The organism is Methylococcus sp. EFPC2, from assembly GCF_016925495.1.
Lineage (GTDB): Bacteria > Pseudomonadota > Gammaproteobacteria > Methylococcales > Methylococcaceae > EFPC2.
The window spans coordinates 2,335,098-2,355,507 of the sequence record NZ_CP070491.1 but is presented as its reverse complement, the minus strand read 5'-3'; the positions used below and the strand labels follow the sequence as shown (position 1 = coordinate 2,355,507).

17 protein-coding genes are annotated in these 20,410 nt (G+C 63.4%); 16 read left to right on the top strand and 1 reads right to left on the bottom strand.

Translation table 11 applies throughout. The features are described from left to right. Positions 1-46 precede the first annotated feature (46 nt). Positions 47-2,308, bottom strand: coding sequence for a PKD domain-containing protein (locus tag JWZ97_RS09950; protein WP_205428446.1), 2,262 nt, complete (start codon positions 2,306-2,308; stop codon positions 47-49). A 218-nt stretch (positions 2,309-2,526) separates the two neighbouring features. Between JWZ97_RS09950 and nadC the strand changes: the two genes are divergently transcribed. The 16 genes from nadC (at position 2,527) to JWZ97_RS09870 (ending at position 20,408) form a co-directional block, all read left to right on the top strand. Next, the gene (gene nadC / locus JWZ97_RS09945) at positions 2,527-3,348 is read left to right on the top strand and encodes a carboxylating nicotinate-nucleotide diphosphorylase (RefSeq protein ID WP_240342305.1); all 822 of its coding nucleotides are present in this window, start codon (positions 2,527-2,529) and stop codon (positions 3,346-3,348) included. A 117-nt stretch (positions 3,349-3,465) separates the two neighbouring features. Then, positions 3,466-5,793, top strand: coding sequence for a polyphosphate kinase 1 (ppk1, locus tag JWZ97_RS09940; RefSeq protein ID WP_205428441.1), 2,328 nt, complete (start codon positions 3,466-3,468; stop codon positions 5,791-5,793). A 52-nt stretch (positions 5,794-5,845) separates the two neighbouring features. After that, positions 5,846-6,400 (top strand): GTP cyclohydrolase I FolE, encoded by a 555-nt coding sequence (gene folE / locus JWZ97_RS09935; RefSeq protein ID WP_371822482.1) that lies wholly within the window; start codon positions 5,846-5,848, stop codon positions 6,398-6,400. A 12-nt stretch (positions 6,401-6,412) separates the two neighbouring features. Beyond that, complete coding sequence (gene hemH, locus JWZ97_RS09930; protein WP_205428438.1) at positions 6,413-7,384, top strand: ferrochelatase; 972 nt, start codon at positions 6,413-6,415, stop codon at positions 7,382-7,384. An 11-nt stretch (positions 7,385-7,395) separates the two neighbouring features. Next, on the top strand, positions 7,396-8,295 hold the full coding sequence (locus tag JWZ97_RS09925) for a 5'-nucleotidase (protein ID WP_205428437.1): 900 nt from the start codon (positions 7,396-7,398) through the stop codon (positions 8,293-8,295). Positions 8,296-8,392: 97 nt separating this feature from the next. Beyond that, positions 8,393-9,901: a sensor domain-containing diguanylate cyclase gene (locus tag JWZ97_RS09920; RefSeq protein WP_205428435.1), complete on the top strand. Its 1,509-nt coding sequence runs from the start codon at positions 8,393-8,395 to the stop codon at positions 9,899-9,901. Positions 9,902-10,088: 187 nt separating this feature from the next. Beyond that, the gene (locus JWZ97_RS09915) at positions 10,089-10,916 is read left to right on the top strand and encodes an HDOD domain-containing protein (protein ID WP_205428433.1); all 828 of its coding nucleotides are present in this window, start codon (positions 10,089-10,091) and stop codon (positions 10,914-10,916) included. 112 nt (positions 10,917-11,028) lie between these two features. Then, positions 11,029-11,403, top strand: a complete 375-nt coding sequence (gene sdhC / locus JWZ97_RS09910; RefSeq protein WP_205428431.1) for a succinate dehydrogenase, cytochrome b556 subunit — start codon at positions 11,029-11,031, stop codon at positions 11,401-11,403. Positions 11,404-11,410: 7 nt separating this feature from the next. Next, positions 11,411-11,791 carry a succinate dehydrogenase, hydrophobic membrane anchor protein gene (gene sdhD, locus JWZ97_RS09905; RefSeq protein ID WP_205428429.1) on the top strand — a complete coding sequence of 127 codons (381 nt, stop codon included), beginning with the start codon at positions 11,411-11,413 and terminating at the stop codon, positions 11,789-11,791. 2 nt (positions 11,792-11,793) lie between these two features. Next, on the top strand, positions 11,794-13,581 hold the full coding sequence (gene sdhA / locus JWZ97_RS09900) for a succinate dehydrogenase flavoprotein subunit (protein ID WP_205428427.1): 1,788 nt from the start codon (positions 11,794-11,796) through the stop codon (positions 13,579-13,581). Positions 13,582-13,597: 16 nt separating this feature from the next. Beyond that, on the top strand, positions 13,598-14,380 hold the full coding sequence (locus JWZ97_RS09895; RefSeq protein ID WP_205428425.1) for a succinate dehydrogenase iron-sulfur subunit: 783 nt from the start codon (positions 13,598-13,600) through the stop codon (positions 14,378-14,380). Then, a complete protein-coding gene (locus tag JWZ97_RS09890; protein WP_205428423.1) occupies positions 14,377-14,622 on the top strand; it encodes a succinate dehydrogenase assembly factor 2 in 246 nt (81 codons plus the stop codon). Before JWZ97_RS09895 ends, JWZ97_RS09890 begins: the two co-directional genes overlap by 4 nt. Beyond that, the gene (locus JWZ97_RS09885; protein ID WP_205428421.1) at positions 14,612-15,034 is read left to right on the top strand and encodes a protein YgfX; all 423 of its coding nucleotides are present in this window, start codon (positions 14,612-14,614) and stop codon (positions 15,032-15,034) included. Before JWZ97_RS09890 ends, JWZ97_RS09885 begins: the two co-directional genes overlap by 11 nt. A 125-nt stretch (positions 15,035-15,159) precedes the next feature. Then, on the top strand, positions 15,160-15,684 hold the full coding sequence (locus JWZ97_RS09880; protein ID WP_205428419.1) for a tetratricopeptide repeat protein: 525 nt from the start codon (positions 15,160-15,162) through the stop codon (positions 15,682-15,684). Beyond that, positions 15,685-17,625 (top strand): ATP-dependent DNA helicase, encoded by a 1,941-nt coding sequence (locus tag JWZ97_RS09875; protein WP_205428417.1) that lies wholly within the window; start codon positions 15,685-15,687, stop codon positions 17,623-17,625. Positions 17,626-17,717: 92 nt separating this feature from the next. Next, positions 17,718-20,408 (top strand): cation-transporting P-type ATPase, encoded by a 2,691-nt coding sequence (locus JWZ97_RS09870; protein ID WP_205428415.1) that lies wholly within the window; start codon positions 17,718-17,720, stop codon positions 20,406-20,408. Positions 20,409-20,410: the final 2 nt, after the last annotated feature.

The window sequence follows — 20,410 nt, the reverse complement described above, 5'->3', positions numbered from 1 at the left end:
AATAAAACGCCCCGTCGTTGCGGACGGGGCGTGGGGGATGGGACGCTTATCGGCTGATGCTGACCGCACTGACGGCATTCGTGGCCGGCTCATAGGTATAGCCGGGCAGGCTGATGCCGGTTACCGAGAAGGTGAACGTTCCCTTGGCGGCTTTCGTGGGCGGCGAGAGCAGGGTCGCCACGCCGGACGAGTTGCTTATTGCCCTGGCATTTGTGTTCACCAGGCTGCTCCATTTGCCGGTGATGGTCGCATTGGGGATGAGCCGACCCTTGCCGTTCGTCACGGTCACGCTCGCCTTGGCCGCGGTCACCTTGTTGACGGTGATCAGGCCGATCGAGACCTGGGAGACCCGCAGAGAGGTCAACGCAGGGTCGGGCGCGACCGTAACGGTGACGGCCTGGCTTGCCGTCAGACCCGCGTCGTCGACGACCGTCAGCTTGGCCGTGTAGGTGCCCACATTGCTATAGGTGTGTAAGGGGTTGGGTTCGTTTGCCGCCGTACCATCGCCGAAATCCCAACGGTAGGAAACGACGGTTCCGTCATCGGTGGTTCCGTTGCTGGAGAAGCTGACCGGCAGCGGAGCGAATCCCGTCAGAGGCGATCCCGAAGCGACGACAACGGGCGGCTGCAGACTGGCTGGGGCGGTGGCTTCCTGGGTAATGGCGCCCGTGAGGCGGTACTGCCCCAAGCTGCCGTAGTCGGTGTAGCCGGGATGGGTGGCGGTGGCGGCTTTGCCGGTACCGTCGATCTTGAGGTAATACGTGCCCGCCCCCAGCGTCGTGGATAGCGAGGCGCTCAGCGAGTCGGCCGGATTTGCTGCGAGGACCAGTGTGCCGGCGGAGTCGTAGAGTTCCGCCGACACATCCAGGTTCGGCCCACGGGCCGCGGGATAGACCGTCAGGTCGACCGGTCCTCCGGTCGTGGCGAAAGCGTATAAATCCACATCCCCTCGCTGTTCGATATTGCCGGTGCGGTCGATGCTGACCGTGCTGCCGCTGACCGTACCCGAGAGCGTCGTGGCGGTGGCCGTGGTATTGCCGACGTCGTCGGGCCGAACCAGTGCTCCGTGGGTTTGGATGATGCTGAAATCGTCCTGCTTGTTGTTGGCGTTGGGATATTCGCCCTGGCTCCATTGCACGAGTTCCTTGTAATAACCGACACCCATGATGGGAGCCCAGCCCGTCGCACCGGAGCCGTGGCCCTGGTAATACGCCACACTGGTGGTGCCATCATGGTTTAAGCCGAGGTTATGTCCGACTTCGTGGGTGATCGCTTCGGCCACGTATTTCTCGTTGCCGGCTCCCAGATTGTCGTAAAAGATCCAGGCAGGTTTGTAACTGGTGCTGGGGTAATCGAACACGCCTACATAGGCGATGCCGCCGCAGGCGCAATTCAAAACGTTCTTGGTGATGAGTGCTCGGGTTCCGTAGGATGGATCGGTCCAACCGCTGCGATCCAGGGACTCCGCAGGGGGCTCTTCGGTGGTCACGTCGACGTTGAAGGCCGCGTAATCCTCGGCCACCCGCTGCCAGATGTATTGGATGCGCGCCCGTTCGGTATCGTCGAACAGCGCCGGGTTGCCGGTCAGGTCAAAGGCCGGCGCCTCGAGCGTCGCTTTCCCCGCATAGTTGTTCCATGCCGTGCCGGTTATGGTTTGGCCGTTGAAGTCCAGGTAGATGACCCGATTGGAGCCGGGGCGGCTGTGCAGTTTGAACGTCTGGTTCAGGTCGAGAGGCGCGGCGGTGGCTGCGGCCGAAGCGGTGTCGGTGGTTCCGCTCGCCAATTCGGGTGCTTGCGGAGGGGGAGGAGTTTCCACGTAATACATGCGCCCGGTCACGTCGATCCACGCCGTGGCATCCTGTTCCAGCACTTCCTTGAAGCGCTCGGGAGTCATCCCGTGAGCCGCCGCCACCGCGGGCAAATTGGCGCCGAGGGCGGCTATGGCCTCCTTGCCCTGCATGTTCTTGCTCATCAGCGTTTTGCCGGCAGTCGCGCCGTCCGCTTGCGGGCCCGGCGTTTTTTCGCCCGCCCGCCCGGCGGCCACGGCATTCCCCGCTCCGGAGCCGTTTTCGCCCGCTATGGCAACCGACTCGACCAGGCCATCGTTCCCCGACTTCAGGACATAGTTATAACCCTGGAGCGTTTGAGCGGCCGCTTCGGTCGACAGTCCTGCCGCGCCCACGGTCAAATTCGCGCCGATCGGTTTATCGGCCGCCCAAAGTGTGTTGCCGGCGCACAGCCCGACGGCAGCAACCAGCAGCCAACGGCCGCCACGCGAGTTGCGGCGAGCATCGTATGGTGTGTTCATCGCGTTATCTCCTTGAAGTCGTTCCCGGAACGGGAAGCACATTTCCAAAATCGGTACGGGGCACAGTGTGGCCGAATCCTGTGTTCAAACTGTGACATCGGCCACAATGCCGGCATACTTTGTGTCTCAGAGCCAAATTCGCGAACGTTTGTATTTTCCGTTTCAGCGTTTACAGTGAGCGTTCGTCGAGAATCCGAAGAGGCAAACCTGCAGTGTTGGTGAGCGAGGCAGAAATAGACCGCTTTTTGGCGGAGGATCTGGGTACGGGCGACTTAACGGCACAGATCGTGCCGAAAAACGCGTGGGCGAGTGCCCGCTTGATCACGCGCGAAAAAATGGTGCTGTGTGGACGGGCGTGGTTCGACGCCGTGTTTGCGCGCCTGGATGACACGGTGCGGATCGAATGGCAGGTGGGGGAAGGCGAGGAGGCCGAGGCCGGCACCACGCTCTGCCAGCTTGATGGGCCAGCGCGCGCCTTGTTGAGCGGCGAAAGGACCGCCCTGAATCTTTTGCAGACTTTGTCGGGCACCGCTACGCTGGCTCGTGAATACGCTCGGGCGGTTGCCGGGACGACGCTGAAAGTCCTCGATACCCGTAAGACTGTCCCGGGATTGCGACAGGCGCAGAAATACGCCGTACGTTGCGGCGGATGTCACAATCACCGTATGAGACTGGACGACGGCATCCTGATCAAGGAAAACCACATCCTGGCGGCCGGTTCCATCGCGCGTGCGCTGGACGAAGCGCGCGCGCTGCATGCCGGAGTGCCGATCGAGGTCGAAGTGGAAAGCCTGGACGAACTCGAACAGGCCCTGGCGGCCGGGGCGAAGAGGCTGCTGCTGGACAACTTCACCCTCACCATGATGCGCGAAGCGGTGATCCGCACCGCCGGTCGGGCAGCGCTGGAAGCCTCCGGCAATGTCGATCTGGCCACGGTGAAGGCCATCGCCGACACGGGCGTGGACTATGTCTCGGTCGGGGCTTTGACCAAAAACGTACGCGCCATCGACCTGTCGCTGCGCATCACGCTGGCCGCTTGAGCGGGGCCCCGACTCGCCCGGTGCCCGCTTGGCTAATCCGGCGAAACTCTTTAGCCTAGGCGGCGGAGGTCTGTCCGATCCCGGCGCTCTCCGGACCTGCCTTCATGAGGAACTCCCTTGATCATCGGTAACGTAAAAGGCATCAGCAAATCGACCCGTGCCCTGTTGGCCGAGCACGGAATTTTTTCGGTGGAGGAACTGGCGCAGTCGGACGTGGACCGCCTGCTGAAGATACCCGGCTTCACCCGCCAGAAGGCGGAGCGCATGGTCCGTTCCGCCCGGCACGTGGTCGGCGATCTGGAAAAACAGCATAGCGCGATGCGCTTACAGGGCATCGAATTGTCCGCGCCCAGCCAGGGCCAGACGGCCGATGCCGTCGATCTCGCCGATCCCCGGTTGTATATCAATCGCGAATTGAGTCTGCTCGATTTCAACTGGCGGGTCTTGGAGCAGGCCAAGGACGAGCGCACGCCCTTGCTGGAGCGGCTCAATTTTCTGGCTATTTCGTGCTCCAACCTGGACGAGTTTTTCGAGGTTCGCGTGGCCGGACTCAACCAGAAGGCCGAACTGGGATCGAGCAAGACCGAGCCCGACAGCTTGAGCCCTCAAGAGGCTTTGGCGGCCATCGGCCAGCGCACGCACGAGCTGGTGGCCGAACAATACCGCGTGCTCAATGAGCTTCTGCTGCCCCAGCTCGAGGCGCAAAACATCTGTTTCGTCCGCCGCACCGACTGGAATGCGTCGCAGCAGACCTGGCTGCGCCGGTATTTCGAGGAAGAGCTATTGCCCATCCTGAGCCCCATGGGGCTGGATCCCTCGCACCCTTTCCCGCGCATCCTCAATAAGAGCCTCAATTTCATTCTTTCCCTGTCCGGCAAGGACGCCTTCGGTCGCGACATCGAATTGGCCACCCTGCAGGCGCCGCGCGCCTTGCCGCGCATCGTGCATCTGCCGCCCGGCGAGACGGAGAGCGGGCCGCACGACTTTGTGTTCCTGTCTTCCATCATCCATGCCTTCGTCGACGAGCTGTTTTACGGCGTGAAGGTGCGCGGGTGTTACCAATTCCGGGTCACGCGCAACAGCGATCTGTTCCTGGACGACGAAGAATTCGACGATCTGCTGCACGCGGTCGAAGGGGAGTTGACCGCGCGCAATTTCGGCGACGAGGTCAGGCTGGAAGTGGCCGACAACTGTCCCGACGGCATCGTCGAGTTCTTGCTCGGACAATTCGGGCTGGCGGAGGATCGCTTGTACCGGGTCGAGGGACCGGTCAACCTGAGCCGCGCGCGCGAGGTCTACGACATGATAGAGCGGCCGGATCTCAAATACCCACCGTTCATCGCCGGCCTGCCGCGCGCCTTGGCTAGCTATAAGGACGATATCTTCGAACTGATCCGCAAGCAGGACATCCTCCTGCATCACCCCTACGAGTCGTTCGCTCCGGTGATCGAGCTGGTTTGGCAGGCGGCGCGCGATCCGCAGGTCGTCGCGATCAAGCAGACTCTCTACCGCACCGGTTCCGATTCGCCGCTGGTGGAGGCCCTGGTCCATGCGGCGCGTGCCGGCAAGGAAGTGACGGTGGTGGTGGAATTGCTGGCCCGTTTCGACGAAAAGGCCAACATCTCCCTGGCCAACCGCTTGCAGGAGGCCGGTGTCCAGGTGGTGTACGGCATCGTCGGCTACAAGACCCACGCCAAGATGCTGCTCGTCCTGCGGCGCGAGGGGCGTAACCTGCGTTATTACACCCATCTCGGCACCGGCAATTACCATTCGCGTACTTCCCGCATCTACACCGATTACGGGCTGTTCACCTGCGACAAGGAGTTGGGCGAGGATGTGCGCCGCGTGTTCGTGCAGCTCACCAGCCTGGGCAAGGTCAGCCGTCTCAACAAGCTGCTGCATTCGCCTTTTACCTTGCACAGCTCGCTGATCAAGAAGATCAACCGGGAGATCGAGCACGCCCGCCACGGCCGCTCGGCGCGCATCGTCATCAAGATCAATTCCGTCGACGAGCCGCAGTTGATCCAGGCCTTGTATCGGGCGTCGATGGCGGGCGTGAAGATCGTCCTCATCGTGCGCGGGGTGTGCTGCCTGCGCCCCGGCGTGGCGGGTGTGTCCGAAAACATCGAGGTGCGCTCCATCATCGGGCGTTTCCTGGAGCACAGCCGCGTCTATTACTTCGAAAACGGCGGCGAGCCGGAAATCTACGCCGCCAGCGCGGATTTCATGAAGCGCAACATGTTTCGCCGGGTAGAAAGTTGTTTCCCCATCGAAAACCGCAAGCTCGGTGAGCGTATCCGCGCGGACCTGGCGCGCTACCTGGCCGACAACAGCCAGGCCTGGCTGTTGAAGGTCGACGGAAGTTATCAGCGCCTGACGCCCGCCGGGGGCGAAGAAGTGAGTGTGCAGGCCGCATTGTTGAAACAATATGCCGAGCCGTATTGATGCCTACCCGCAAGCGTGTACCATTCCCCGCTTTTTGCCCACCGACCGAGCGATGAGTTCCATGGAAAATCTCTTCACCCAAATCATCCAGGAAATCGGCGAGGACGTGACCCGCGAGGGGCTCGTCGACACGCCCAAGCGCGCCGCAGCCGCTTTCCGTTTCCTGAACCGCGGCTACCAGCAGACACTGGACGACGTGCTCAACAATGCCATCTTCGAGGCCGATACCGAGGACATGGTGATCGTCAAGGACATCGAGCTGTATTCGCTGTGCGAGCATCATTTGTTGCCGTTTATCGGCAAGTGCCATGTCGCCTACCTGCCGACGGGCAAGGTGCTCGGATTGTCCAAGGTGGCGCGTATCGTCGACATGTACGCCCGCCGCTTGCAGATCCAGGAGCGGCTCACCAAGCAGATCGCCGACGCCATCCAGCAGTCCATCCAGCCTGCCGGGGTTGCCGTGGTGATCGAGGCCAAGCACCTTTGCATGATGATGCGCGGCGTGGAAAAGCAGAATTCGGTGATGCAGACCTCGTCCATGCTGGGCTTGTTCCGCAAGCAAATCAGTACCCGTTCGGAATTCCTCAATCTCATCAACCGGGCCTGAGGGCGTTCGCACGTGAGCGCGAAAAATACCAAAACCGGCCTGTTGCTGGTCAACCTGGGGACACCGGATGCACCGACGGCGGCCGCGGTGCGGCGTTATCTGGCCGAGTTTTTGGGCGATCCGCGGGTCGTGGAGATCCCCAGGCCTATCTGGTGGTTGATCCTGCACGGCTTCATCCTGCGGCTGCGGCCGCGCAAGGCGGCTCACGCATATGCCTCGATCTGGACCGAGCAGGGTTCTCCCTTGCTGGTCCTGACCAAGGCCTTGGCCGAAGCCGTGCATGCGGAGCTGGGCGACGACATCCCCGTCGAACTCGCCATGCGCTACGGTCGTCCCGCCATCCGGGAGCGCCTGGAGGGGCTGAAGGCCCGCGGCGTCAACAATATCATCGTGCTGCCGCTGTATCCGCAGTACGCGGCGGCCACCACGGCCTCCATCTTCGATGCCGTCAGTGCGACCTTCACCCGCTGGCGGCATATACCGTCCTGGTCGTTCTTCAGCGACTACCACGACGAGCCGGCCTATATCGAGGCGGTGGCCGATAGCATCGCCGCCTACTGGCAGGAGCATGGCCGGGCGGAGCGGCTGCTCATGTCCTTCCACGGCCTGCCGGAGCGCTCGCGGGCCTTGGGTGATCCCTATTACGATCAATGCGTACGTTCCGCCGCCCTGATCGCGGCGCGATTGGGTCTGGGGGAGGGCGCTTGGCAACTGGTTTTCCAATCTCGCTTCGGTCCCGCCGCCTGGCTCAAGCCTTACTGTGTGGATGTCTTGAAGAGCTTGCCGGGCGAGGGCGTTCGTTCGGTCGACGTGGTCTGCCCGGGGTTTGCGGTGGACTGTCTGGAGACGCTGGAAGAAATCGCCATCGCCAACCGCGAGGTTTTCCTCGAGGCCGGCGGAAGCAGCTATCGCTACATTCCGGCGCTCAACGACAGCCCGGGCAATGCCCGTTTGATCGCCGGATTGACCCGGTCACGAAGCTAGCGAGGCAGGGCATGGCGGTGCAGGCGCGCAAACTGGTGGTCGCCATTTCATCGCGTGCGCTGTTCGATCTGGATGCCTCGCACCGGATATTCGAACAGGACGGCAAGGAGGCCTATTGCCAATTCCAGGTGGCACACGAGGACGAACCGCTGGACCCTGGCGTGGCCTATCCGCTGGTGCGCAAGCTGTTGTCGATCAACGACAGGCTGCCCGAGCCGCTGGTAGAGGTGATACTCCTCTCGCGCAACAGCGCCGATACCGGCCTCAGGGTTTTTAATTCCATCGAGCATCACCGCCTCGACATCAGCCGCGCCGCTTTCACGGGCGGACAGTCGCCGTTCGGTTACATACAGGCCTTCGGCGCGCACCTGTTCCTGTCGTCCAATGCGGAAGACGTGGTCCGCGCATTGGACGCCGGCCACGCCGCCGCGACCATTTTTCCTTCCGCGACGGGCGCGAATGCGTCCGATCAGTTGCGCATCGCTTTCGACGGCGACGCCGTGCTGTTTTCGGACGAATCGGAGCGCATCTACCAGGCCGAGGGCTTGCAGGCGTTCACCGCCAACGAAAAGGCGGAGGCGCGCACGCCGATGACGGGTGGGCCGTTCAAGGAGTTTCTCGCGGCGCTGCATTACATACAAACCCGCTTCGAGGCTGAGGCCTCGCCCATACGCACCGCGCTGGTTACCGCCCGCGGAGCGCCCGCGCACGAAAGGGTGGTGCGCACCCTCAGGACCTGGAACATCCGCATCGACGAAGGCCTGTTTCTCGGCGGCATGGAGAAAGGGCCTTTCCTCAAGGCTTTCGGCGCCGACATTTTTTTCGATGACCAGCAAGGGCACTGCGAATCCGCCAGTCGCCATGTCGCCACCGGTCATGTCCCGCACGGCGTGAGCAACACCCGCCGCTGACTTTCCCGCAGCGCTGTGAAATTGTTCGCAGCTTTGCGCGCGCATCTTGGTACAAAATTTGACTGCAATCACTTTTTCCTTCGTCTTGAGGATGGACGTGAAAAGAGAAGTCGGTCTACGGAATTTGCGAGTCTATCTGGTATTGGGAGGCAGCTTTCTCACGCTGACGGGAATGCTGATGGTGGTCTCGGTTTCGTTGGATATTCGCCGGGCGGAGCAGCGCTTCTCGGAGCAGGCCAACCTGACCCAGAGCCGTTTCGAGGCGATGGCGAGCCGCAACCAGATCGCCCTGCAGGGCTTTGCCGCCATGCTGAAAATCGTCGACCCCGACGATTTTCAGGCGCAGTCCCAGTACGCCCGTGAGGTTCTACGGACACAGTCCCACCTCTATATGCTGGAAATCGTGCAGCAGGCCACGGCCGAGCGTCTGCTCGAAATGAGCCGGTCGCTGGCCGTGCGGGGTATCACCGGGTTTACCCCCCAGCGCGTCGAAGCAGGCCGCCTGGTGCCGGCTCCGGCGCAGGCCGCGTATTACTTGCTGACCTTCATGGAGCCCTTGACCCCGGAGAACCGGCATGTGCTCGGATTCGATTTCGAATCCATGGACGCCACGCGCGACGTGCTCCATCGGGCAATGGTCACGGAGACTGCCGTCGCGAGCGCCCCCTTGCGTGTGTTCGACGGCGAGATGGCCTATCTCCTGATGCAGTCCGTACGCCGCAACGATAGGCAGATTTTCGCCGTCGTGATTTGCAGGGCCAAGGACATGATGCCGGCCGAACTCGCTGCGGACGGGCGCCTGGGCCTGCAGGTCATTTATGAAGGTCCCGGCGGCACGGCGGAAAACAAGCTGATTTCCCAGCCCGTGAGCATCGAGCCCGGCCCTCTCGCGCGCCGGTTTCTTCCCCGTCTGCGCGCGCAGCACCCGGTCGACGGACCCGAGCAACCGTTCCGCTTGGTCATCGAGAAGCAGTTGGACTGGGATATCATCCAGCTCCCGATGGTGGGCCTGATCGCCGTGGGCGGAGCGGCGGCGCTCCTCGTACTGGTCGAATATGCCCGCGCTCATCATCGTCACGAGATGAAGCGCCTAGAGGAAAGCGACAAGCTATTCGTGCTGGCCAACTTCGATAACCTCACCGGCCTGCCGAACCGTCAACTGTTCAAGAACCGCCTGGAGCAGGCCCTGGCCGTCGCCCACAGACAGGGTACCTTGCTCGCGGTTCTGTTCCTCGATCTCGACGGATTCAAGGGCATCAACGATTATTACGGCCACCAGACGGGGGATCGGGTGTTGCGGAGAGCGGCCGGCATTTTTCAGCGTTGCGTGCGGGAAATCGATACCGTGGCGCGTTTGGGCGGAGACGAATTCGTCATCCTGCTACAGAACATCGACGGACGGGGAAAAGCGGAACAAGTGGCGCAGAAGATCAAGAAGGCCTTCATGAAGCATGGCGGCGAAGCCAAGGCCTTGCCCATCATCGGCGTCAGCGTCGGGGTCGCGATCTATCCCGAGGACGGCGTGTCCGCCGTCGACTTGATCCGTGAGGCCGACGTGCATATGTATCGCGACAAGAGCGAGCGCAAGTCCCCGCCGGTGGCCTAAGCGGCGTCCGCAACACCCCGTCGCGCGGGTGACGGGAGAGCCCTCGGATTTCCGGCCTGCCTGGGGCGGCCGCCATGATGGTATACTCCAGCTTCGTTTTAAAAGGAAATCGGACGCCTCGCCGAGGGTTCGAAGCGCTGGATAGTCGGTGGCGTGTCGACCCTCGACCGACACTTTGGGGTCTTGCATGAAAAACATCGACGCCTTGTTCGAACAGTGTGAAAAACTGCCGGCCATACCCCAGGTCGTTCGCGAGCTTATCCTGAGTTTCAACGATGTCGATGTAGACACCAGGAAGATCGCCGCCAAGATCGCCCTCGATCAGGTGATTTCCGCCCGCGTCCTGAGAGCGGCCAATTCGGCGCGTTTCGGCGTCTCGCGCCGCATAGCCTCGCTCGGCGATGCCATGCTGCTGATGGGGTTCAACGCCGTGCGCACCCTGGTGATCGCCAGCGGCTTGGCCGGTGCCGTCAAGGCCCCTCCCGGTTTCGATCTGAAAGCGTATTGGAAGCACTGTGCCGCCACCGCGGGCTATGCCGGCTGGCTGGCCAGGCGCCTGGGTCTGCGGGAGGACTTTGCCTATACCGGCGGTTTGATGCTGCATATCGGCATCCTGCTGATACGCCAGGAGTTGCCGGGAGTGGCGGACGGCATCGAGAAGGAGGTTGCCGCCGGAACCGGGCGCGTGATTGCGGAAGAGAAGGCGCTGGGTTACAACCATGCCGATGTCGGTGCCGAACTGGCCCGGCGCTGGAATTTCCCGCCCGAAATCACCCAGGCGTTCCAGGTGTATCCGCGGCCGCTGGAACAGGCCGAGTTCGTTCCTCTCGCCGGCGTGTTTTATCTGGCCGATCTGATTGCGACCCTGCAGCTGGCGAACGTGGATAAGGACGACCTCAAAGCCGGCCTGCCGGTCGAGCTGACGAGTCGGCTGGCGGCCGACGTCGACGAGTTGGCGGCCGCGTTGCCCGGTGTCTCGGAAATCAGCGGAGCCTTCGATGCGCTGCTCGGTTGATGCGGGTCGAACGGCCGGAATTCGAATCCCCGGAGTGGCTTTCTCGAGCGATCGAGCGGCCCGCGGGGTTGATTTGCGAGTCTGTGCAGAATTTGAGTCCCCCGGTTTCCCGATGAACGAACGTCCCCTGTCACCCCATTTGCAGATCTATCGACTCCCTTTGACGGCATTGGCGTCGATTTTCCATCGCATCACCGGGGTCTTGCTGAGCGTCGGCCTGATCTTTCTCGCCGGCCTGCTTATGGCGGCCGCCCAAGGTGCCGAACACTATGCGCCGCTACGGGATTTCCTGGGCTCGCTGCCGGGGCGAGCGCTGCTTTGGGGATGGCTATACGCCCTGTGCTTCCACCTATGCCATGGGCTGCGCCACCTGATCTGGGACAGCGGCCGGGGCTTCGACCGCGCCACCCTCGGTCGACATGCCTGGTACGAAGTGGCGGCCTCGCTCATCTTGACCGTCCTGCTCGCCCTTGCCCGTTTCGTCTGAACTCGCCATGAATTTTTATACGCCTCTTTCGCGCGCGCGCGGTTTCGGGTCGGCTCGCAGCGGTCGGCAACACTGGTGGCGCCAGCGAGTCACCGCTTTGGCCCTGATTCCCGTAAGCGCCTGGCTGGCGCTCTCGGTCGCCGCGCTCCCGCAGGCCAGCCATGCGGAACTGTTGGCCTGGGTGGCGCAGCCCTGGAACACGGTTTTACTGCTGGCCGTGGCCGGACTGGGCTTTTACCACGCCATGCTGGGCTTGCAGGTGATCGTCGAAGATTACCTCCACGCGCCGGTGGCCAAAATACTCGGCCTGCTCGCCGTCAAGCTGGCCCTGGGATTCGCCGCTCTGGTGGCGGGCTACGCTATCTTGCGCATCGCCTTCGCGGGTTGAGCATGGCAAACGGCTACCCGATCATCCAGCATGATTACGACGCCATCGTGGTCGGGGCCGGAGGCGCCGGCCTGCGCGCCACGTTGGGCTTGGCCTCGCGCGGCCTGACGACCGCCTGCATCACCAAGGTTTTCCCCACCCGCAGCCATACCGTGGCCGCCCAGGGAGGCATCAGCGCCGCGCTCGGCAACATGGGCGAGGACGACTGGCGCTGGCACATGTACGACACGGTGAAAGGCTCGGACTGGCTGGGCGATCAGGATGCGATCGAATATATGTGCCGGGAGGCCATCCCGGCCGTCATCGAGCTGGAACATTACGGCGTGCCGTTTTCCCGCACCCCCGACGGCAAGATCTACCAGCGCCCCTTCGGCGGCATGACCACCCATTTCGGCGAGGGCGTCGCCCTGCGCACCTGCGCCGCGGCGGACCACACCGGCCACGCCATCCTGCACACGCTGTATCAGCAGTCCCTGAAACACGGGGCGGAATTTTTCATCGAATTCGTCGCCCTGGACCTCCTCATGGAGGACGGGGTCTGCCGGGGCGTGCTGGCCTGGCGCCTGGACGACGGCAGCCTGCACCTGTTCCGCGCCCATACGACTCTGCTCGCTACGGGGGGCTACGGCCGCGCCTACTTGTCCTGCACTTCCGCGCACACCTGCACGGGCGACGGCAACGCCATGGTTTTGCGCGCCGGCTTGCCCTTGCAGGACATGGAGTTCGTGCAATTTCATCCGACCGGCATCTATGGCGCAGGTTGTCTGATCACTGAAGGAGTAAGAGGCGAGGGGGGCTATCTCAGCAATTCGGAGGGCGAGCGCTTCATGCGCCGCTACGCCCCGCATGCCGGAGATCTGGCCTCGCGCGACGTGGTGAGTCGGGCCATTACCCTGGAAGTGCGGGAAGGCCGTGGCGTGGGGCCGCACAAGGACCATGTGCATCTGCACCTGGAGCATCTCGACCCCGCCGTCGTCCGCGAGCGCCTGCCCGGTATCGCCGAGAGTGCCCGCATTTTTGCCGGCGTGGACGTGACCCGAGAGCCCATACCGGTGCTGCCGACCGTGCATTACAACATGGGTGGCATACCGACCAACTACCGGGGCGAAGTGGTCAGTCCGCGGAACGGCGATCCGGAAGCCGTCGTGCCCGGCCTGATGGCCATAGGCGAAGCGGCCTGCGTATCGGTGCACGGCGCCAACCGGCTGGGTTCCAATTCGCTGCTCGACCTGGTGGTGTTCGGCCGCGCCGCCGCGATCCGTTGCGCCGAATTGATCCGGCCGCGCCAGCCTCACAAACCCTTGCAAGGTTATGCCTGCGATGCCGCGCTGTCCCGTTTCGACAAGCTGCGTCACGCCCGCGGTACACGCAAGACCGCGGAAATACGCCTGCGGATGCAGCGTTGCATGCAGCGTCACGCCAGTGTCTTCCGCACCGGCGAGGTGTTGGCGGAGGGTGAGGCAGAGTTGCGCGCCGTCCTGGACGATTTTGCCGACGTGTCTTTGGTCGACCGCTCGCTGATCTGGAACACCGATCTGGTGGAGGCGCTGGAACTGGAAAATCTGTTGCAGCAGGCGCTGGTGACGCTGGCCGCCGCGCGCAACCGGGAGGAAAGCCGCGGCGCCCATGCGCGCGAGGATTTTCCCGAACGCGACGACCGCGAGTGGCTCAAACACAGCCTGGTGCGGCTGGAAGGGCAGGGAGGCGTCGCCATCGATTACCGGCCGGTGCATCTTTACACGCTCGACGACGACGTCGAGGTCATTCCGCCCAAACCGCGGGTTTATTGAGGCGAGGTTGCGTTAGATGGGCTTGTTCAAACGACCGGATATCTCCAAGGTCCACCCGGGAAAGCACTGGTCCGCGCCGGCCGGCGGCCAAGTGCTGCGGCGCTTCGAGATCTACCGTTACGATCCGGAAAACGGCGGCCATCCCCGGCTGGACGTTTTCGATATCGATACGGCACGCGCCGGTTCCATGGTGCTGGACGCGCTCATCGCCATCAAGAACGAAGTCGACCCCAGCCTGAGCTTCCGACGCTCCTGCCGCGAGGGGGTTTGCGGCTCGTGCGCCATGAACATCGACGGGCGCAACACCCTGGCTTGCACGCAGGCGCTGTCTGACTGCGGCACGACCGTGAAGATTTATCCCTTGCCGCATCTGCCCGTCATCAAGGACCTCGTGTCGGACATGACGCATTTTTACGCCCAATACGCGTCGGTGCGGCCCTGGCTGGAGGCTCAGACGCCACCCCCGGCCGACCGCGAGCGGCCGCAGGGCAAGGCGGAGCGCGAGCGACTGGACGGGTTGTACGAATGCATCCTGTGCGCCTGCTGCTCGACGGCTTGTCCGAGCTACTGGTGGAATGGCGACCGCTACCTGGGGCCCGCAACCCTGTTGCAGGCTTACCGTTGGATCGCCGACAGTCGGGACGAAAGCGCCGGCGAGCGCCTCGACGCCCTGGAAGATCCGTTCAAGCTGTATCGCTGCCATTCCATCATGAACTGTACCGATACCTGCCCCAAGGGCCTCAATCCGGCCAAGGCGATCGCCGAGATCAAGAAGCTGCTGATCGAGCGGCAGCTATGAACGGGACGCGCGCGCGGCTGGGCTGGCGCTGCCGGCGCGGCACCCGCGAACTCGATCTGTTGCTGGCGACTTATCTCGAACAGGCCTACGATCAGGCGCCCGTTCCTGAACAAGCGGCTTTCGAGTCGCTGCTGGCGCTCCCGGATCCCGAGCTGGCCGCGCTGCTGTCGGGTACTTCCGTGCACCCCACCGCTGCCCTGAACGCGCTTGCCGACAAGATCCGCGCGCAGCTTGCATCTTGAGCCCGGGCCTTCCGGCGCGCTCAAATGGATGCTTTACGCCGCCCACGCGCTGGCTGTGCTCGCCGCCCTGGTTTCGTCACTGCCCTGGTGGGGAAAAAGCCTGCTAGCCGGCGCCATATTCGGCCACCTGAGATACTCGTCCTGGCGCCACCTGCAGGAGCCTGCGTGTTCGGGATTGCTTTACGAGGCCGACCGCGGCTGGCGGCTGGGACTGAATTCCGGCGCCTGGCTTGCGGTGCAGGTGTTGTCGTCCAGCGTCGTGACGCCCTGGTTCGTGGTTCTGCACCTGCAAACCGGAGCCGGCCGCCGCGCTTGGCTGATCGTCCGCGACAGCCTGCCGTCCGAGGACTTCCGCCGACTGAGGGTGTACCTGCGCCTGCAGGTCGCGCAAAGCGGCGACCCGCTTACCTGAGGGTGCGGGCGGCGGGCTGGAACTGGAAGGCGGTGCCGATGTTCTGTATTCTGGCTTCACCGAGGCCGCAGGCTTAGCCCTGCGGCTTTTCCGTTTCTCCATCCAACCCCTACAGCTTCGATACCGTGATCACCACTCCGCGTCGCGCCCTGTTATTGTTTCTCTTGCCCAGCCTACTCTCGGCTTGTGCCCCTGTGGCTTATCGCGGTACGGAAATCCAGACACCGCCGCCCGCCGCCGAACCCAAACCCATTCCGGCCCCGGTGGCTCCGTCTCCTGCCAGGCCGGCGGCGCCGAGCAAACCGCGTGTCGATGCCCCCGTCAAGGCCTCGCCGCCTGCGGTCGCCGCCCTGATGCAGGAAGCCGAAAGCAGCCGCAGCGCCGGCCAGCTCGACAACGCCGCCGCCACGCTGGAGCGGGCCATCCGCATACAGCCCCGCAATGCCCAGTTGTGGCAGCAACTCGCGGCCGTCCGGCTGCAACAGGGTCAGCCCGGCATCGCCGAGGATCTGGCCAAAAAATCCAACGTGCTGGCCAAGGGCGACCGGGCACTGACCCAGAAGAACTGGACCTTGATCGCGGAAGCCCGTCGCTCGAAGGGCGATGTCCAGGGCGCCGCCGATGCGGAAGCGAAAGCGGCCGGGCAATAGATGTTCGACGCGCAACGCGTGTTCGGCCCGGATGGGCTGCTGGCGCGCGCCATTCCCGGTTATCGGCCGCGCGGGGCGCAGGTCGAAATGGCCGAGGCGGTCGCCCGGGCCATCGCCGACAAGCAAAGCCTGATTGCGGAAGCCGGCACCGGGACCGGCAAGACCTTCGCCTATCTGGCGCCGGCCATTTCATCCGGACGCCGCGTGGTCGTTTCCACCGGCACCAAGAATCTGCAGGACCAGCTTTTTCTCAGGGATTTGCCGCGCATCCGCCAGGCCCTGGCCGTGCCCTTGCGCGCCGCCTTGCTGAAAGGCCGCGGCAATTATCTCTGCCTCTATCGTCTGAAGAACGTGCTCGCCTTCCGCGCCGGCCATCAGCGGGCGGAAACGGCCGCCGTCGAAAGCATACGCCGCTGGGCCAGAACCACGCAGACGGGCGACATCGCCGAGGTGGTCGATGTGCCCGAATCTTCGCCCTTGTGGCATGCGGTCACTTCCACGGTCGACAACTGCCTGGGGCAGGAATGTCCCGATTTTGCCGAATGCCTGCTGGTCAAGGCCCGCCGCAAGGCCATGGAGGCGGAGATCGTCGTCGTCAACCATCACCTGCTGTGGGCCGACTGGGCGGTCAAGAACGACGGATTCGGCGAGCTGCTGCCCGAGCCGGATGTGGTGGTGGTCGACGAGGCCCATCAGTTCGCCGAAACGGCGGCGCAATTCCTGGGGGTGAGCATCACTTCGCGGCGTCTCAACGAACTGGCCCACGACAGCGTCATGGAGCAGCTCAAGGACGCCCGCGATCAGCCCGAGCTGGCCACGGCCGCCGAAAAATTGGAGCACGCGGTCGCCGATTTCCGCCTGAGCCTGGGCGTGGATGTCCGGCGCGACGCCTGGCGCACGGTGGAAGACCAGGACACGGTCCGGGAGGCTCTCGGTCTGATGCGCGAGCGCTTGAGTACCCTCACCGAAGGCTTGAAAGTCGCTTCCGTGCGGGGGAAGGGGTTGGAGTCCTGCTGGAAGCGGGGCGAGGAACTGGAGGTGGAACTGGCCGAGTTTCTCGACGGCGAGAGCCAGGATGCCGTGCGCTGGTTCGAAACCGTCAAGCGCGGATTCAACCTCAACCGCACGCCACTGGAAATCGCCGGCGAATTTGCCAAGTTCCATCGCAGCAGCCCGGCGACCTGGATATTCACTTCGGCCACCCTCAGCGTCTCCGGCAAGTTCGACCATTTCATCGCCTCCCTAGGTCTGAGCGAAGCCGCCACCGGCCGCTGGGAAAGTCCTTTCGATTACCCCAACCAAAGCCTGTTCTACCTGCCCACCGACCTGCCCGAGCCGTCGGCTCCGGACTACACGCCGGCGGTGGTGCGCGCTGCCGTGCCGGTGCTCAGGGCCAGCCGCGGCCGGGCTTTCATGTTGTTCACCAGCCATCAGGCCTTGCAAACCGCGGCGGGCCTGCTACCCGCGCAGGTCGATTTTCCGCTTTTCGTGCAGGGCAGCCAGCCCAAGGCGGCTCTGCTGGAGGCCTTTCGCCAAGCCGGCAACGGCGTATTGCTGGGCACTTCCAGCTTTTGGGAAGGCGTCGACGTGCAGGGGGAGGCGCTCTCCTGCGTCATCATCGACAAACTGCCTTTCGCCTCGCCCGGCGATCCGGTGCTGGGCGCGCGCCTGGAAACCCTCAAGCGCAAAGGCCTGAGCCCTTTCGGTGCTTACCAGTTGCCGACGGCAGTCATCGCGCTGAAACAAGGCGTCGGCCGGCTGATACGCTCCAGCGAGGACCGCGGGGTGCTGATGCTGTGCGACCCACGCCTGGTCGGCAAGCCCTACGGCAAGGTGTTTTTGAACAGCCTTCCGCCCATGCGACGCACCCGGCTGTTGGCCAAGGTGGAGGCGTTTTTCCGCGAAGCCCCCCCAGGACCCGAGCCCAAGCTTACTCAGTAGGCCGAATACGGCAGAGTCTCGCCTAGGCAAACCGGCGGCGGAGGGTGAAAATCCACCCATCGCTCGGATCGTCTTCCAGGGGAGCGTCGCCGATGAAGATCCATCAACTCACGCCCGACGAAGCGCTCGACAGCCTGAACAGCGGCGCCGATGGTTTGTCGCAAAGCGAAGCCCGCCGACGCCTGCACGAGTACGGTCCGAACCAGATCGACACGGTGAAGGGCGAGCCCCTGGGATGGGTCTTCATCCGGGAATTCATCCATTTCTTCGCGCTGATACTATGGCTGGCGGCGGGTTTGGCATTTTTCGCCGAATCGCGGCAACCGGGCGGCGGCATGGACACGCTGGGCTACGCCATCCTCGGCGTCATCGTCATCAACGGCTTGTTTTCCTTCTGGCAGCAGTTCCGCGCCGAACGGGCCATCGCCGCCTTGCGCAAGCTCCTGCCGCAGTATGTCAAGGCGCTGCGGGACGGCAAGATCGGCTTGATCCTCGCGGCGGATCTGACGCCCGGCGATGTGATCCTGCTGCAGGAGGGCGATAACGTCCCGGCGGACTGCCGCTTGCTCGAAGCCTTCTCCCTGCGGGTCAACAACGCCACCGTCACCGGCGAGTCCTTGCCCAAGGCGAGGGACGCTCAGCCTTGCGCGGAGGAAGATCTGCTGCACGGCCGCAATACCCTGTTGGCGGGAACCTCCATCGTTTCCGGCGACGGCCGGGCGGTGGTGTTCGCCACCGGCATGCATACCGAATTCGGCAAGATCGCCCATCTGACGCAAACGGCCCGCGCGGCGACTTCGCCGCTACAGCAGGAGATCGTCCGCCTTAGCCGTATCGTCGCGCTGCTGGCGCTCTCGCTGGGCCTGGTGTTTTTCCTGATAGGCCAGGGCATGGGCTTGTCGTTCTGGGAGAACTTCATTTTCGCCATCGGCATCATCGTGGCCAACGTCCCGGAAGGCTTGTTGCCCACGGTCACGCTGTCCCTGGCCATGGCGACCCAGCGCATGGCGAAGCGCAATGCGCTGATCCGTCATCTGCCGTCGGTGGAGGCATTGGGATCGGCGACCGTGATCTGCACCGACAAGACCGGCACGCTGACCGAGAACCGCATGGTGGCGAGTTCGCTTTATCTGGATGGCCAAATCCTGACCCCGATCGCGGTCAAACGGCAGCGCGAACTGGCGCGGGTCTACCGCCGTTTTTTCGAGGATGCCTTGCTTTGCCACAATCTGAAAGAGACCGTGGCGGCCGGCAAAGCGCGGCTATTGGGCGACCCGATGGAAGTGGCCCTGGTAAGCATGGCGAAGGCCTGTCTGGGAGAGAACATTTCCTATCCCAAGATCAACGAAGTGCCTTTCGACACCGACCGCAAGCGCCTTTCCACGGTCCACCAGACGCCCGGCGGTCCGGTGCTTTATTGCAAGGGTGCGTTGGAAATGCTGTTGCCCTTGTGCAGCCGGGTGCAAACGGGCGTTGATGTAACGCCCCTGACGCCCGAAGTTCGCAAGGCTTACACGCATGCGCTGGAAGACATGGCGCGCGACGGTTTGCGCGTGCTGGCGTTTGCCTGGCGGGAATTGGAGGAGGGGCATGAGGCGGCGCAGGTGGAACGGGAGCTGATACTCTGCGGTCTGGTGGGACTGGAAGACCCGCCCCGGCCCGAAGTCAAGGATGCCATAGCAAAATGCCGGGAAGCGGGCATCAAGGTCATCATGGTGACCGGCGATCATCCGCACACCGCCCTGGCCATAGGCCGGCAGATCGGCCAGATCCAGGCGGAGAAACCCGTGGTCATTACCGGCGAACAGTTGCGCAAGCTGTCCGAAATCCAGTTGCGTCTGGCGCTGGACGCGCCCGACATCATATTCGCCAGGGTCGGCGCGGACCAGAAAATGCGCATCGTCAGTGCGCTGAAAAAGAAGAAACAAGTCGTGGCAGTGACCGGCGATGGGGTCAACGACGCACCGGCCTTGAAAATGGCAGACATCGGCATCGCCATGGGGGTTACCGGCACCGACGTGGCCAAGGAGGCCGCCGACATGATCCTGCTGGACGACAATTTCGCCAGCATCGTCGCCGCCATCGAAGAAGGCCGGGCGGTTTACGACAACATCCGCAAGTTCCTGAGCTACATCCTCACGTCCAACATCCCGGAAGTGGTGCCCTATCTGGCTTTCGCGCTGTTCAAGATACCCTTGCCCTTGACCATAATTCAGATACTGGCGGTGGATCTGGGCACGGACATGCTGCCGGCCTTGGGGCTGGGCGCCGATCCGCCGGCTCCCGGCATCATGCAAAGGCCGCCCCGCGCCCGCAAGGAAAGGCTGCTCACCGTACCCTTGCTGCTGCGAGCCTATCTTTTTCTGGGACTGCTCGAAGCCGCCGCCGCCATGGCGGCTTATGCCTTCGTTTTGCAGGCGGGCGGCTGGGATTGGGGCGAACGGCTGGGAAGCCGCGACCCGCTTTATCTGCAGGCGACCGCGGCCTGTCTGAGTGCCATCATCCTCATGCAGATCGTGAACGTGTTTGTCTGCAAATCGCCGGAGCGCAGCGTGTTCGGCGCCCGTCTGTTCGCCAACCGTCTGATCCTGTGGGGGGTAGCCCTGGAAATCGCCCTGATCGGGTTTATCGTCTATACGCCGTGGGGACACGTGCTCTTCGGTACCGCGCCGATCGCGCCGGAAGTTTGGCTGTTCATGCTGCCCTGCGCCGTGGGCTTGTTGGTGCTGGAGGAGGGGCGCAAGTGGATGCTTGCGAGGTGGAACCGGAGAATCGCGGATTGAAT